Source organism: Streptomyces sp. P3 (assembly GCF_003032475.1).
Classification (GTDB): domain Bacteria; phylum Actinomycetota; class Actinomycetes; order Streptomycetales; family Streptomycetaceae; genus Streptomyces.
This window is the reverse complement of record NZ_CP028369.1, coordinates 8,135,295-8,149,486: the sequence shown is the minus strand read 5'-3', so window position 1 is coordinate 8,149,486 and position 14,192 is coordinate 8,135,295. Positions and strand designations below refer to the sequence as shown.

The window sequence follows — 14,192 nt, the reverse complement described above, 5'->3', positions numbered from 1 at the left end:
TCCGGGGCCGTGGCCCCTCCCCCCGCGGCCCCGGGGAGAGCCCGCGTCAAGCGAGTCAGAAATCCAAGAGAGAGAAACCACCCATGCCCAGCTCCCGGCCGCCGTACCGCGTGGCCATCATCGGCACCGGCGGTATTGCCCACGCCCACGCCGAAGCCCTCACCGAACTCTCCGCACGTGCACAGCTGGTCGCCGTGGCCGATGTAGACCGGACACGTGCCGCTGAGTTCGCCGACCGATTCTCCGCGCCGCAGGTCTTCAGCGACCCGAAGGACCTGCTGGAGAGCGATGAGTTCGATCTAGTGCACATCTGCACGCCACCGCAGACCCACGCACCCCTGGCATCCCTGGTGATGCAGGCAGGCGTCACCGCACTGGTGGAGAAGCCGACCGCGCTGAGCCTGCGCGAGATGGACCAACTGGCCGCGGTGCAGGAACAGACCGGCTCCAGGGTCCTGACGGTCTTCCAGCACCGGTACGGGGCGGCGGCCGTACGCCTGCGCCGACTTGCGGCCTCCGGCGTACTGGGCCGGCCACTGGTCGCCACCTGCGAAACCCTGTGGTACCGGCCCGACGAGTACTTCGAGGTGCCGTGGCGGGGACGCTGGGACGTCGAAGGCGGCGGCCCCACCATGGGACACGGCATCCACCAGTTCGACCTGATGCTGTCGGTGCTCGGCCCCTGGTCCCGGATCACCGCACTCGCCGACCGCCAGGCGCGGCCCACGGACACCGAGGACGTCTCGATCGCCGCCGTCCGGTTCGCGGGCGGAGCCCTCGCCACGGTCGTCAACTCCCTGCTCTCCCCGCGGGAGACCTCCCGCTTGCGCTTCGACTTCGAGTACGCCACGGTCGAACTGGAGCACCTCTACGGCTACCGCGAGGAGCACTGGCGATTCACCCCGGCACCCGGCCACGAGGAACTCGCCGCCCACTGGGCCGACGGTCACGAGCCGGACGTCACCAGCGGACACAGGAGCCAGATCGAGGCGATCTTCGACGCCTGGGACGCCGGTCAGGAACCCGGCGTCTGCCTGCCGGAGGCGCGCCGCACCCTGGAGTTCGCCGCGGCGACATACGCCTCGGCCTTCCGCGGAGTCCCCATTGCCGCAGGGGAACTGACCGGCGACGACCCGTTCACGCTCAGCATGGACGGCGGCGCCGTGCCCTGGGAACCCATCAAGGAAGTCCTCGTATGAACGCTCTTGCAATCCGCCACGACCTCGGTGCCTCCGTAACAGTCCGAGACGGCGACACCGAGCTGTTCCGCTACGTCTACCAGCCGGACACCGTTCAACTGGAGTCGCCCAAGCCCTACATCCACCCCCTGCGCACTCGGGCCGGCAAGGTGGTCAGCCTGTTCCGTCCCCACGACCACGTATGGCACAAGGGCATCGCATGGTCCCTGCCCCACGTGGGCGAGGAGAACTTCTGGGGCGGCCCCACGTACATCCACGGACGCTTCTACGTCCAGCTGGCGAACAACGGAACCCAGGCGCACCGCCGTATCGTCGCCATGAACCGAGACGCCGATACGGCAACCGTCGCTCACGACCTGGACTGGACCACCCAGTCCGGCGCGCTGTTCTTCACGGAACGCAGGACGCTGCGGGCGCACTTGATCTCCCCGGACGCCTGGGCGTTGACGTTCGAGACGCAGATGACGAACGTCTCCGGAACAGACGTCGCCATGGGATCGCCGACCACCAAGGGACGGGAGAACGCCGGCTACGGCGGCCTGTTCTGGCGGGGGCCACGATCGTTCACCGGCGGTCAGTTCGTGACCGAGGAAGGCCTGGGCGGCGACGAGGTCCGCGGGCGGCGCATGCAGTGGATGGCTTTCGCGGGCCGCCACGACGAGACCGACGCCGAGTCGCTGGTGCTCATGGTCGACGACGCAGCCAACCCCAACCACCCGCCGCAGTGGTTCGCCCGTACAGAGGAGTTCGCCTGCCTCAACCCCGCACCGTTCTTCAGCGAGGAGCTGACCATCGAACAGGGCTCCACCGTGCGGTTCCGCTACGGCGTCGGGATCGCCGATGCCGACGCCAACGCGGCTCCCGCGCTCGCCGACGCGGTGCGCGAGGTGCTCGCGCGGTCCGAGGCGCCCGTCGCTGCCGGTGAAACCGTATGAGCCCCACAGGGTGGTGACCGGAGTGCCGGGCGGGTGTCCGGCACTCCGGCTTGCCCAAGAGTTCGGACATAACGGAGTCCAACTAGGTGTCCTGCGCAGGAGGGTCGAAGGCCCGCACTGGCGGGAGTGGTCCGTCAAAGCGTTCGACCTGGACAAGTGCCGTTCCTGAGCTTGGGCCTTGGGCGAGCTTCGAGGTGCCCTTGTCGAAGGTGAGCACGTTCGGGTTGCCGTGCGCGTCGAGCCCACCAGGCTCGATGGGGTCGTACCACGCTCCGGCATGGAGCACGACGACGCCGCTGCGGACTCCTGGGTCGATCACCGCACCGGCGAGACACTGACCACGGTCGTTGAAGACCCGAACGACGTCACCCGCGCGGATGTGGCGGGCTGTCGCGTCGTCGGGGTTCACCTGTATCGGCTCGCGTCCCCGGACCTTGGACTCAGCGCTGTGGTCTGCTTGGTCGTACTGGCTGTGTAGACGGGTTCGCGGCTGCGGAGAGAGCAGGTGCAGGGGGAAGCGCTCCGCAACCGTCGAGCCCAACCACTCCTGAGGCTCGAGCCAGGTGGGGTGTCCCGGACAGTCGTCGTAGGCGAAGGACTCGATCGTCGCCGAGGTCAGTTCAACCTTGCCGGAAGGCGTGGCCAACGGGTTTCGCATCGGGTCCTCACGCAACAACGCCAACGGGTCGGCCCGCCGATCGGGCTCCGGCAGGGGAATGGTGACCTCGCCGGCGGCCCAGAAGGTCCGGAAGTCAGGAATCGGCATGCCGGCAGCGGCCAGGCCGTCTCGCGTGGTGTCGTAGAGATGCCGCACCCACTCATCGGCAGACCGACCTTCGGTGAACTCGCGGCGGAATCCAAGCCGGTCTGCCAAGTCCGCGAACACCGCATAGTCGTCGCGTGCCTCTCCCGGGGGGTCTACCGCGGCGTGCATGACAGAGAGGTGCGACTCGTGGCGGCCGAACGCCACGTCGTTGCGTTCGAGATAGGTGGAGACTGGCAGCACGATGTCGGCATGCTTGGCGGTGGCGGTCCAGAAGGACTCGTGCACGATGATCGTACGGGGTTGTTGCCAGGCCTCCACCAGGCGATTGAGGTCCTGGTGATGATGGAACGGGTTTCCCCCGCACCAGTAGACGAGGTCGATGTCGGGAAAGGTCACGCGGCGGCCGTCGAAGTCGATCTCTTGCCCAGGACCCAGCAGCATGTCGGCGATGCGAGCAACCGGGATGGGCGCGATCTCGGGAAGCTCACGCACTTTTTGCGGGAATGCGGCGACCGGAAGCTTGCGTTGACGCGCGCCGGTGCTGTGGTGGGTGCCGAACCCGAGCGCGACCCCCCTCTGGGGCCGACCCAGGTGACCGGCCATGGCGGCGAGAGCAATGGCGGCCCAGAAGGGCTGCTCGCCATGGTCACCGCGCTGAATGGACCAGCTCACTGTGATCAACGTCCGGCCGCCCACGATCCGGCGCGCAAGGTCACGGATGGTGGCGTCAGGGATGTCACACACCTCGGCCGCCCAGCTCGCGTCCTTGACGACGCCGTCCAGAGACCCGGACAGGTATGCTACGAGATCCTCGGCCCCCACGCAGCACTCCCGCAGGAACTCGGCATCGTGGTCGCCGGCGGCCCACACCTCGTAGGTCAGGGCCAGCATCAAGGCGGTGTCTGTGTTGGGCCTGACGCGGACCCATTGCGCATCGTCGATGTCGAGGTCGCTCCGCTGTGGACTGATGTTGACCAGCTCGACGCCGGCCTCGGCGCACATCCGCAGGCCCGAGCGCGACCGGTGCACGTGCACCCCGCCGGGGTTGACCTGAGCGTTCTTGGCAGGAAGGCCACCGAAGGCCAGGAGGAGGTCGACGTGGTCCGCGATCTCCTCCCACGTCGGGACGGACAGCAAGTGCTCATTGGCTGAGGTGCCGAGCACGTGCGGGACGATCCGCGCCATGGCGGCGAAGCTGTAGCTGTCGGTCGAAGGCGTGTAGCCACCTGCCACGTTGAGGAAGCGATGCACCTGACTTTGCGCATGGTGAAAGCGCCCAGCGCTTGCCCACCCGTAGGAACCTCCGAAGATCGAGCTGGGCCCGCGCGTGTTGTGGGCGCGCTTGATCTCTTCTGCCACCAGGTCGAGCGCGCGCTCCCACGAGACAGGTGTAAAGGTGTCGTCGCCCCGTGGTCGCGCGGGCGTATCCCTGTTCCGCAGGTAGCTGGTCCGAACCATGGGACGAAGGACACGACCTCGACCTTGGTCATAGCTCGTTCGGCGGTAGCCGATCGTGGCCGGCTCCGGGTCGTCCAGGGGTGAGATCCAGCGGACCTCCCCGCCCTTGACGACGACTCGATACCTCCCCCAGTGCGTGGCAGTCGTGAACACTCCGTGGTGCACATCTGTTCGAGCGGGGCGCGGGTTCTGCATAGGTGAACGTCCTCTCATCAAGCAATGCGTGGCAGTCGTGACCGAGCGGAGTTCACCGCTCGTACTGACCCGAGCACGGCGGACCCACCATCCACCGAGACCCGGATGGTGAACGGCGTTGGACAACGACTCGAGAGCCGGCCCCGTGGGTGGCAGGCGTCTGGCTGCCCGCTCGCGAGTCCCGACCTCGCTCAGGCCGGGCGAAGACCTTGGTCAACCCTCGTTCGAACGCCTCTGGGGTGCGTGCGGACGCCGACCCAACCTCGCGGTTTCGCCTCACATGAGCGCTGCCATCATCGCCCCGCCATCGAGCCAGACCTCCTTGCGCACGATCAGACCCTCGCGGCACGTCATGACGTCGAGGATGCCGAAACTCACGCGTTGCCCGCGCGGCTCGACCACCGTGCCGCCCAGGTTCCATAGCTTGGCCAGGGTGCCGGTGAGGATCGAGCGGCACAGGTAGCCCCCGTCGTGGGCCACGATCTCCTGGAGGTCGAACTGCTGGTCGGGCCGGGCTTCGAGCAGGAACCCGAAGGCCGCCCGGCACTCCTCGGAGCCTCGCGCCTCGGGCGCTCCGGCCATGTGGACCTTGGAGTCCGCCGTGCGCGAGCAGCACCGGAGTTGACCGAGTCGACGACTCACTCCCGGGCTGCCTCCTGGCAACATGAATCCCGCCGACTTCGTAGTCAACGATCGTGTTCGACCTCGCGTCTTACCTTCGGCCAGGGACCCGGACCGCTCAGTGACGGGTAATGGGATGGGACTCAGCGGTGCTCAGATGGCCGAAGAACGGCAGCAGGCCGGTACGGTCGTGACAATTGACGTATTCGGCTCGGGCGCCGCCCTCCGGCACCACATAGACCTCGTGACCGAGCACCACGGTGACGTCTGGCGCGAAGTGCGCCGCCAGCTCGCCGAAGCTCTTCAGGATCGCAAGATGAGTCGGATGCTCATGGGCCCATGCCTCGAGGTGCGCCAGCGACTGCCACCAAGCCAGAGAGGACGTCTGCACCTGCGATCCGGCCGGGAAGTCGACGTCGAGCTTGCGGATACTGAGACACCCGGTCGTGAGGGGGTTGTCCACCAGGTAGTCGACCCCTACTTGATAGACGGGGAGCATCCGCTCCTCGAACCAGTCGCGCTCTGCATCGGGACAGTGCCGCCAACCCTGAGGCGACCTGATGAAGCAGGCGTTTTCCGGCACCTCGAACCAGATATGGCGGTCAAGCGAAGTCACGACGCCCATTGAGACGTCCTGCACGGTCGCCGGAAGGGCGCCGTCCTCGGCGTCGTGGATACGGTCGCGCATCGACCCGAAGTAGGAGTGGAACGGGTTGAGCTGCGTCGATCGACTCTCGGCGATACCCCATCGGACGTCCTCGGTCGAAAAGGACGTCTCCAGTCGGCGCGCCGGCACCTGAATCGTCTCGACCCACAGGCCGATGCCTCGCTCAACCAAGCTCGGCGCCCAGGACTCCAGGGGGTGCTCCGCACGCCATCGCTGGTAATCCTCGTCGGAGGTCCAGTAGGTCATGAAAACCTCGTTGGCGCGGCCGGCTGCGTCCACATGGCGTCCGGCCTCGGCCTGATAGACACAGGACTCTGCTGCCAAGGCCCCCTGCAGCCGCTCATGCACGTCCTTCGCATCAGTTCCTGGGAGGTACTGAATGCCTATCTGCGCCATGACGATGACTTCGTCGAGCGATGAGAAAGTCGAGCTGTACGCGGAGTAGGGATTGTGGAAGTCGCGAGGTCGTATCTTCGTCACCGTCGGTTCCTCTCATGGGCAACTCATGGCTCAGCGTTGCTGCGCGCGACCCCGCGTCGTCAGACCCCGAGCAGGTACTGCCGACCCGTACTCGTTGGAGGCCACCGAGGCGTGCGACGGAGACCGAGACGCGCCGGCCGTCACCCGAACGGGTCCTCTTCGCTTCGCAACCTTCCGTCACAGCGCCGGCGGGGCTGTTCAGACTTGACCCTGCTCCCGCATGGGTCGATCCTCGGAGCAGCGCGAGCGGTGAGGTCACCACGCGCCGGCCTTCCCGGGGACCAAGTGAATATCGGGTTCTTTGGACAGAGGCGAATGACGACGCACGAAACCTTTCAGGCACCAACGGCGCCTCGTGACGGGCGCCGCCCTTCGTATCTCGCGCGTACTCAGGGAGATCTGTTTGCAGCAGCTGGTGTCGTACGTCGGGCATCGACCAGCGGCTCGGCCGCAGAAAGGCGCCCCGTGTGGAGGGTTCGGTGAGCACCACGCTGCTCCGGTTCGCCGCCGAGGCACGCATGTGTGGGGAGCAGGAGGAGATCCAGACCAGGATCCTTGAGGAAATGTGCCGCGTCATCCCCGGAAAGGCCGCGGGCGTGTATCTCCTGGGCAGCGACGGTAACGCGGCATCGAGCGTGCTTGCGCATGGCGTCAGCGAGTACTTCCTCGCCAGGTACGAACATCAGGGGCGCGACTCGGACCCTGTGCTGCAGGCGGTGTTGACACGTCGTTCAGCGGTGACGGAAGCAGAGATCTCAGAGCCAGCCGAGTGGATGCTCCTTCCCCTCTACAGGCAGGTGCTCGCCCTGCACAGCATCGCCCACACGTTGCAGGCACCTCTGATCGTGGCCGGAGAGGTACGAGGCACCTTGAACGTGGCTCGGACGTCGAGCCAGGGCAGATTCGCTCTCGCGGAGCTGACCGTGATGGAGGCGCTCGGCCGTCTGTCCGGCCTGGCCATGGAGAGGAACAACGTCGCTGAAGAGCTCGACAGACGGCTCGCGCGCGCGTCCGCGGCCCTTGAGCTGATCGACGAACCGGTCATCGTGACGGACACACGCACTGCGGAACGCACCGCGAATCCAGCGGCACGGCAGGTCCTCGCCGGGCTGTCAGAGGACCAGACCTTCGACGATGTTCTGGCCAGGGCGCGCGAAGGAGCAGCACATGTTCGCGACGGTACGGCGCGCCCGAGCGTAGATCCGGAGACCGGCCTGAGGCTACGGTCGGTTCACCTGCCGGACGACGACATGATCATCACGATCATCCACAACCGGGTCGACGCACCGTCACCGACTCACGCACGGACTTGGATCCAGGGAGTCCTGAGCCCCAGGGAGTACGAGATAGCAGACCTCGTTGCCTCGGGCTTGAGGGATGGCGAGATCGCGGTACAGCTCTTCCTGAGCCCTCACACCGTCAAGAAGTACTTGAAGAGCACGTACCGTAAACTCGCGTTGCGGTCACGGGTGGAGCTCACTCGAGCGATGCACGGTGGTGCCTAGGCGGTGTCTTCAAATGATCTTGCGTGGTGGATTATGGTCGGGTGATACGTCGTCATGAACTGTCTGATGCGGAGTGGGAGTTCGTCCGGCCGCTGCTGCCCGAGTCGTTGCGTGGCAGGAGGCGGTTGGACGACCGCACGGTGCTCAACGGGATCGTGTGGAAGTTCCGCACCGGGGTGGCCTGGCGGGATGTACCCGAGCGCTACGGTCCGTGGGCCACGCTGTAGCTAGCGGTGGTTTGTTGACGGCGGATCGGAGCGGTAGTAGATCGGAGGTGAGAGTTTCCAACTCGCCTTCGTGGAGTCGCAGATGACGAAGCGGCTGCCATGCCCGCCTGCTCCCGGTCCGTTGGAAGCCTACGCCGCCCGATTCGATGATCTCTTCGAGACGCTGGCGCAGCGGCGTGGCTTTCGCGAGTATCTGTCCGGGCTGCTGCTTCCGCGGGACCGGAACAAGACACTGACCTGCCTCGTCGGCACCGAGCCGGTGGTCGGCGCCCAGCATGCGGCGGTGCAGCGGCTGCAGTTCTTCCTCTCGGAGTCGACCTGGGACAACCACCGGGTCAACGGGCGCCGTCTGGAGCTGCTGGTAGCCGACCCGGCGACCGGGCCACACCCGGGCGGGGTGCTGGTCATCGACGACTCGGGTGACCGCAAGTCCGGCAGTGCTACTGCTCATGTGGGCAAGCAGTACCTGGGCTCGGTCGGGAAGGTCGACCGGGGCGTCGTTACCGTGACCACCTGCTGGGCGGACGAGCGCATCTACTACCCGGTGCACGCCCGCCCCTATACCCGGCCCACCACTTCCCGCAGGGGAAGAAGGACCCGGGCTTCCAGTCCAAGCTGCAGATCGCGGTGGCCCTGGCTGCCCAGGCCAAGGCGGCCGGGATCGTCTTCAGGGCGGTGGCCGCCGACTGCGCCTACGGCGACCACGACAGCTTCCGTGCTGGCCTGCACGCAGCTGGCCTGGCGTTCGTCATGGCCCTCAAACCCCGGCACGGCACCTGGTCCTACGGCACCGACGCGTACACCCCCGTCGACGCCGCCCACACTCTGACCTGGACCGACGCCGACCATCCCGGGGACTGGACACGCATCGAGCGCACCTTCCGCGACGGACACGCTGCCACCTGGTGGGCCGCTGAAGTCCGACTCGGCTGGTGGGGCCCGGACGGTAACGTCCGCCTGGTCGTGGCCACCACCGACCCGGCCACCCTGCCGGCGAAGGCGACCTGGTACCTGGCCACCGATCTGCCCCGACCCGGCTCCCCACGCGTTGCCGACTCGCCCTACCTGCCCGCCGACCTCGCTGAGATCGTGCGGATCTATGGGCTGCGGCACTGGGTCGAGCAGAGTTACAAACAGGTCAAAGACGAACTCGGCTGGGCCGACTTCCAGGTCCGCTCCGACACCGCCATCCGCCGCCACCAGACCCTGGTCGACTGCGCGTTCAGCTTCTGCTGGAACACCTGGTTCACCCCACCGCCACCACCGTCGGTCGACCCGACGCCCGAGCCTGACACGCCGTCAAAAGCGGCAGCGAGGGGGCGGTACAGAACATCATCCGCCCCAACTGCCCTGCTGGCCCCGGGCGATCCGGGCCGTCCGTGGCTGGCTGGTGCCCTGGAACATGCTGCAACGTTGCTGGCGGGCCTGGAGAGCCCAGCCTCCGCCCAGCGAACTCCAGGCACTGCTCGACGCCGTCGCCACCGGCAGACCTCTTGACCTCTACCGCTCCGATCCGCCGTCAACAAACCACCGCTAGCCTCGCCGTTTCACTTGAGTACGACGGCTGTTGAGGCGGAAACGCGAAAGTGCCTTCCTGACCTGGGACGATGAACCTTGCTGAGGGGTTCTGTCGGTCGCGGCGGAGGGCACTTTCTACGTGCAGGTTATCGGGTTGCGCCCCAAGATCCATGTCAGCGCGGATGGCTCGGGGGTGGTCGGTCATGCCGGGGCACGACTGCTGGCGGATCTCGCCGATGCCACCGGGCTGAGCGCCGCGTACTCCGCCGCGCTCAGGCCACTTCGGCCGCGCGGAACCGGACATGACCCGGGCCGGATCGCCACCGACCTGGCGGTGATGCTCGCCGACGGCGGTGAGGCCATCGCGGACCTGGCCGTCCTGCGTGACCAGGCAGAGGTGTTCGGCCCGATCGCCTCGACACCGACGGCCTGGCGGCTGCTCGCCGACACCGACGAGAGGGCACTGGCTTCGCTGCGGGCGGCCCGCGCCCAGGCCCGGGAAGTCGCCTGGCTGCAGGCCGCCGAGCACGGTGAGGGCATCCCCGCAGCCCGGGCCGCGGGACGCATGTTGCCCGGTCTGGTCCTGGACCTTGATGCCACACTGGTCACCTGCCACTCCGAGAGAGCGCAGGCCGCACCCACCTACAAGGGCGGCTTCGGGTTCCACCCGCTGCTGTGCTTCCTGGCCAACACCGGCGAGGCACTGTCCGGCCGGCTGCGGCCCGGCAACGCCGGCGCCAACACCGCCACCGACCACATCATGGTGCTCGACCAGGCCCTCGCGCAGATTCCCGACGCCCACCGGCACGGAACCGACATCCTCATCCGCACCGACGGCGCCGGATCCGCGAAAGCCTTCACCATGCCAAAGCAGCGAAAACGACTCGCCCACCCGACAGCTGACGATCAACTACGTCTCATCAGCCCAACCGAAACGGCGAGGCTAGAACTGCTCATGCTGCAACCCTACGGGCGGACACCTGACGCGACGAGACCCCGGCAGATTCGTCGGGGCCTCATCGCGCTCCGAGGATCGGTCCCCTACGAGACGTTCGCCGTCTTGACGCTCGTGTTGCCGATCGGCACGTCGATCCGGTCCCGAGCGACGACGACCCCGTCCTTGACGACGTAGCACTCGACGACGTGCTCACCCTTGAAGTCCGAGTGCTCAATGCGGACTCCCCGCTTGCTCGAGTCGACGATCTGGCCACGGATCATGTCCCGCCGCTCGGCTTCCGGACCACGATTGAGCACCTTCCACTTCAGCGTGTAGGGCTCCCCGACCGAGCAGTGGGTGACCACGAACCTCAAGCTCTTGTCGGCCTTGAGCAGGATCCCGCCGCGACGCATCGCGCGGAGCCAGGTCGGACGCCATCCGGCCTGCGTGACCTCGCAGTCGATGGACACAGTCTCGGAGACGTCGACCGGGAACTCGTCCTCGATAAACTCCTCGGTGTCCCTGAACGACCGGGACGACTCGCTCGCGCTCTTCGCCAGCGGCACCGACGTGCCGAAGACCTCGCGCCACTTCTTGTTGGCGGACGTCTTGTCTTCGTCCGTGATCGCCTCGAGGCATCGGTTGTACGCCTTCTTCGCCTTCGGCTGGAACTGCGCCTTGACGTGGACCCGCTGCCGGCTGCCCAGCGCCAGGTAGTACTCCTGCTCTGGCTGATCTTTGAGGAATTCGAAGAAGTCGCGGGCCATGAGGTCGAACGAGCCTGTGCCCGCTGCGTCGTAGTCGTCGGTCTGGTCGAAGAAGTTGTAGATGAGGGCGTCGATGAGCAGGCCGCCCATGTTTACGCCGGTCGCGTTCTTCCATGCCCTTGTCATCCGGGCGAGGTGGCGCATGTTCGTCGAGGTGCGGTCGTTGCACTCCTTGGTCGCGGCGATCTCCTCGCGCGGTTTGGTGACCTTCCAGCCCTCAGCCTTCGTGTCCGGGTAGTCGAAGCTGCCGTCGGCGTTCTCGAATGCCGGCTGGACCTCGAACTTGAACGCGTTGGACGTGAACCGCACTCGGACGACGCACTGGTCGACGCGGATCTCCGTGTTCTTGTACCGCGCCTTGAGGTCGTCGCGGACCCTCTCGAGAATCCTCCGCGGGCCGGTGTCCCCGTCGTAGCTCGACCGGATCCCGGGCGGGAGGATGAAGATCATGTCGAGGTCGGACACGCCCTTGATCGCGGTGTGCCGGCCGAACGATCCGACCATCAGCTTGTAGTCGGTGCAGCCGTCCTTGTCGCGGAAGTCCTTGTTGAGCGCTTTCGTGATCTCGTCCCGGCGCGAGGCGACCGTCGTGGCCGTCTCCCCGACCTTCAGGTTCTGGAGCAGCGTTTCGAAGATCTCTGAGGTCTTCATCGTCATGCCTGTCCTTCGCCGAGCCGGAGCGCCTCCGGGAGGAAGAGGTCGATCTCGCGCGAGGTGAACGTCATCTCCTCGTTGTTCTGCAGCCCACCCTGGGCGCGCGCGAACGCCCTGTTGCTCGTCCTGGGCGCGTCGGCGTACGCGTTGTGCGCGGCCTGCTGCAGCTCGTCCCGCCGTTCTCGGCCCTCCGCGCTGGAGACGGTGCCGGACATCAAGTCGGCGATGAGGGAGATGTACGACTCCCGGACGTCCCACAGCCGAGAGGCGATGCCGCGGTGGGCCTGAGACTCCTCCTCGAACTTGAAGGTCTTCGTCCCAAGGCTCATCCAGCTGACCAGGAGCGCGATAGAAGAGGTCGCGAGGCTCGTCAGCACCGCGTTGCCCAGCAGGCCGACCACCGCGGCAAGGAAGGTGCCCGAGCTGATCCCGGTGAGCGCAATGAGGACGCCCTGCTGCCACCGGTGCTTACTGATCTCGGCTCGTTAGGGTGATGTTTGCTGAACTTGCTGATGCGGGTGAGGTGTTGTCGGTAGTCCGTGGTGTGTGAGATACGCGGATGGGGGCGGGCTGACGTCTTCAGCACGGCGGCGTCGGGAAGCGGTGCGGTTACAGGCGGCGGAACTGTTCGCGCAGCAGGTCAAACCGCCCGAGGTGGCCCGGCAGCTGCGTGTGAGTCTGAAGTCGGCTTACCGGTGGCAGCAGTTGTGGCGGCAAGGCGGTGCCGACGAGATGCTTTCGCGAGGACCGAGCGGGAGTCGGTGTCGCCTTTCGCCACGCTGTCTGGAAAAGCTCGCCAGGTATCTCGAGCAGGGTCCGGCCGCGCACGGCTGGACGGAGGACCAGGTGTGGACCGCGGCGAGGGTGGCCACGCTGATCGGCAGGAAGTTTCACGTCTCCTACAGCGTCTCGGGCTCGACGAGGCTGATGCACCGGCTCGGCTTCAGCCCGCAGGTCCCTGCGCGGCGGGTCGCCGAGCGCGACGAGCAGGCCGTCATCGCGTGGAAGGAGGCGACCTGGGCGGAGGTAAAAGAGCCCGGGCGGCCTGTGGGGGCTACATCTGCTTCGAGGACGAGGCAGGCTTCACCCGCCGACCGCCCAGAGGACGCACCTGGGGCCGGCGCGGCCACACCCCGCAGGTGACGGTGAGCGGACGACGCTCGGGACGACTGTCCGTGGCCGGGATGATCGCCATGCGGCCCGGCTCCCGCACCCGGCTGTGCCACCGCCTGCGCACCCACCGAGCGGGCAAAGGCAAACGTCGCAGCATGGGCGAGCGGGACTTCATCGCGCTGATCGACGGAGTCCACCAGCTCGTCAAGGCGCCCATCGTGCTGGTCTGGGACCGCCTGAACACCCACGTCTCCCGCGCCATGGGCGAGCTGATCGCCGAGCGTGAGTGGCTGACGGTATTCCTGCTGCCCGCTTACTCACCCGACCTCAACCCGGTCGAGTGGGTATGGGCGCACGTCAAACGCAGCCTGGCCAACCTCGCCGTCGTCGCCCTCGACCGGCTCGAAGCACTCGTGCGCAACAGGCTCAAGCGCCTTCAGTACCGGTCCGGCATCCTCGACGGCTTCATAGCGGGCACCGGCCTGGCCCTCGACGAACCAGCGTCACCCTGACGAGCCGAAGTCAGTAGTGAAGCAAATGTCCGCTTGCTTCTCATGAGTCTTGTGGCTGTAGACCACGCGCCCGAAAGCCTCTCGCATCTGCGTCAGAAGGTAAAGGTCGCGGTCGGGCACCGCGTTGCTCTCGGGTGTCAATTCGTTCCTACTCGGTCGAGGACTCCTGGACAGGCGCCTGAAAGTCAGTTGCACATCTTCTGAGTATCGCGGCGACCACTGACACTCCGACCGACTTGAACTACCTCCCGTTCAGACCTCGCTCGATCCGGCCCGCCCTGCGGCCCTCTCCTGCTTCGCGCAGGTAGCGGAGAGCGGTGGACACAATGCCGCGGAGCCGCTCACGCTCCTTATGGGTTGATTCGCGGCAAGGTGGGGAGGTCGTTGCCCGTCCTCTGGAAACCCCCGGCCGCCTTCGCGGCGGCGGCCACGCAAACCACGTTCAGGATTTTTTACAGACGATCATGAAGTCATGATCACCACAGAGTCCCAGGCCACCCCGGGCGGACGGCAAACAACTCATTCCGGGAATCCAGAGAACCAGTTCCCTCTGACGCCGCCCCTCTGGGTAGCCAGCCCATCTACATCTCGGCGCCTGACAGCAGTGAGAGAAGCTGTCGAAAATCTTGATCTTCGTA

General features: G+C 66.6%; 11 protein-coding genes and 3 pseudogenes. 8 read left to right on the top strand and 6 right to left on the bottom strand.

Going from position 1 to position 14,192, the window contains the following annotated elements; translation table 11 throughout:
• The first annotated feature begins 83 nt into the window (after positions 1 to 83).
• Positions 84 to 1,199 carry a Gfo/Idh/MocA family protein gene (locus C6376_RS35930; protein ID WP_107447231.1) on the top strand — a complete coding sequence of 372 codons (1,116 nt, stop codon included), beginning with the start codon at positions 84 to 86 and terminating at the stop codon, positions 1,197 to 1,199.
• A complete protein-coding gene (locus tag C6376_RS35925; protein ID WP_107447230.1) occupies positions 1,196 to 2,134 on the top strand; it encodes a PmoA family protein in 939 nt (312 codons plus the stop codon). Before C6376_RS35930 ends, C6376_RS35925 begins: the two co-directional genes overlap by 4 nt.
• Before the next feature lie 82 nt (positions 2,135 to 2,216).
• Here the strand turns inward: C6376_RS35925 and C6376_RS35920 are convergent, their stop codons facing one another.
• The 3 genes from C6376_RS35920 to C6376_RS35910 form a co-directional block, all read right to left on the bottom strand.
• Positions 2,217 to 4,553, bottom strand: a complete 2,337-nt coding sequence (locus C6376_RS35920; protein WP_107447229.1) for a molybdopterin-dependent oxidoreductase — start codon at positions 4,551 to 4,553, stop codon at positions 2,217 to 2,219.
• Positions 4,554 to 4,829: 276 nt separating this feature from the next.
• Positions 4,830 to 5,195 (bottom strand): ester cyclase, encoded by a 366-nt coding sequence (locus C6376_RS35915; protein ID WP_159083360.1) that lies wholly within the window; start codon positions 5,193 to 5,195, stop codon positions 4,830 to 4,832.
• A 97-nt stretch (positions 5,196 to 5,292) separates the two neighbouring features.
• Entirely contained in the window at positions 5,293 to 6,321 is a 1,029-nt protein-coding gene (locus C6376_RS35910; RefSeq protein WP_107447227.1) for a phenylacetaldoxime dehydratase family protein, read from the bottom strand.
• Positions 6,322 to 6,800: 479 nt separating this feature from the next.
• Here C6376_RS35910 and C6376_RS44085 point away from each other — a divergent pair, with 479 nt between their 5' ends.
• The 4 genes and pseudogenes from C6376_RS44085 to C6376_RS35890 form a co-directional block, all read left to right on the top strand.
• Positions 6,801 to 7,826 carry a LuxR C-terminal-related transcriptional regulator gene (locus C6376_RS44085; protein ID WP_159083359.1) on the top strand — a complete coding sequence of 342 codons (1,026 nt, stop codon included), beginning with the start codon at positions 6,801 to 6,803 and terminating at the stop codon, positions 7,824 to 7,826.
• Positions 7,827 to 7,867: 41 nt separating this feature from the next.
• Positions 7,868 to 8,038: pseudogene (locus C6376_RS35900) on the top strand (transposase); the annotation flags it as partial.
• Positions 8,039 to 8,135: 97 nt separating this feature from the next.
• A pseudogene (locus C6376_RS46590) lies at positions 8,136 to 9,550 on the top strand (IS701 family transposase).
• A gap of 160 nt (positions 9,551 to 9,710) precedes the next feature.
• Positions 9,711 to 10,421, top strand: a pseudogene (locus C6376_RS35890) (transposase); the annotation flags it as partial.
• 191 nt (positions 10,422 to 10,612) lie between these two features.
• Here C6376_RS35890 and C6376_RS35885 read toward each other — a convergent pair.
• Both C6376_RS35885 and C6376_RS35880 read right to left on the bottom strand, forming a co-directional pair.
• Complete coding sequence (locus tag C6376_RS35885; RefSeq protein ID WP_254076198.1) at positions 10,613 to 11,926, bottom strand: nucleotidyltransferase; 1,314 nt, start codon at positions 11,924 to 11,926, stop codon at positions 10,613 to 10,615.
• Positions 11,927 to 11,928: 2 nt separating this feature from the next.
• Entirely contained in the window at positions 11,929 to 12,405 is a 477-nt protein-coding gene (locus C6376_RS35880; RefSeq protein ID WP_107447224.1) for an SLATT domain-containing protein, read from the bottom strand.
• Between the two features lie 127 nt (positions 12,406 to 12,532).
• Between C6376_RS35880 and C6376_RS35875 the strand changes: the two genes are divergently transcribed.
• Together C6376_RS35875 and C6376_RS35870 are read left to right on the top strand one after the other, a co-directional pair.
• Complete coding sequence (locus tag C6376_RS35875; protein ID WP_107447223.1) at positions 12,533 to 13,072, top strand: winged helix-turn-helix domain-containing protein; 540 nt, start codon at positions 12,533 to 12,535, stop codon at positions 13,070 to 13,072.
• Positions 12,988 to 13,554, top strand: a complete 567-nt coding sequence (locus C6376_RS35870) for a transposase (RefSeq protein ID WP_107449384.1) — start codon at positions 12,988 to 12,990, stop codon at positions 13,552 to 13,554. The genes C6376_RS35875 and C6376_RS35870 overlap by 85 nt, the downstream gene beginning before the upstream one ends.
• Here the strand turns inward: C6376_RS35870 and C6376_RS46585 are convergent.
• Positions 13,546 to 13,641: a hypothetical protein gene (locus C6376_RS46585; protein ID WP_367881094.1), complete on the bottom strand. Its 96-nt coding sequence runs from the start codon at positions 13,639 to 13,641 to the stop codon at positions 13,546 to 13,548. The genes C6376_RS35870 and C6376_RS46585 overlap by 9 nt on opposite strands.
• Between the last annotated feature and the right edge of the window lie 551 nt (positions 13,642 to 14,192).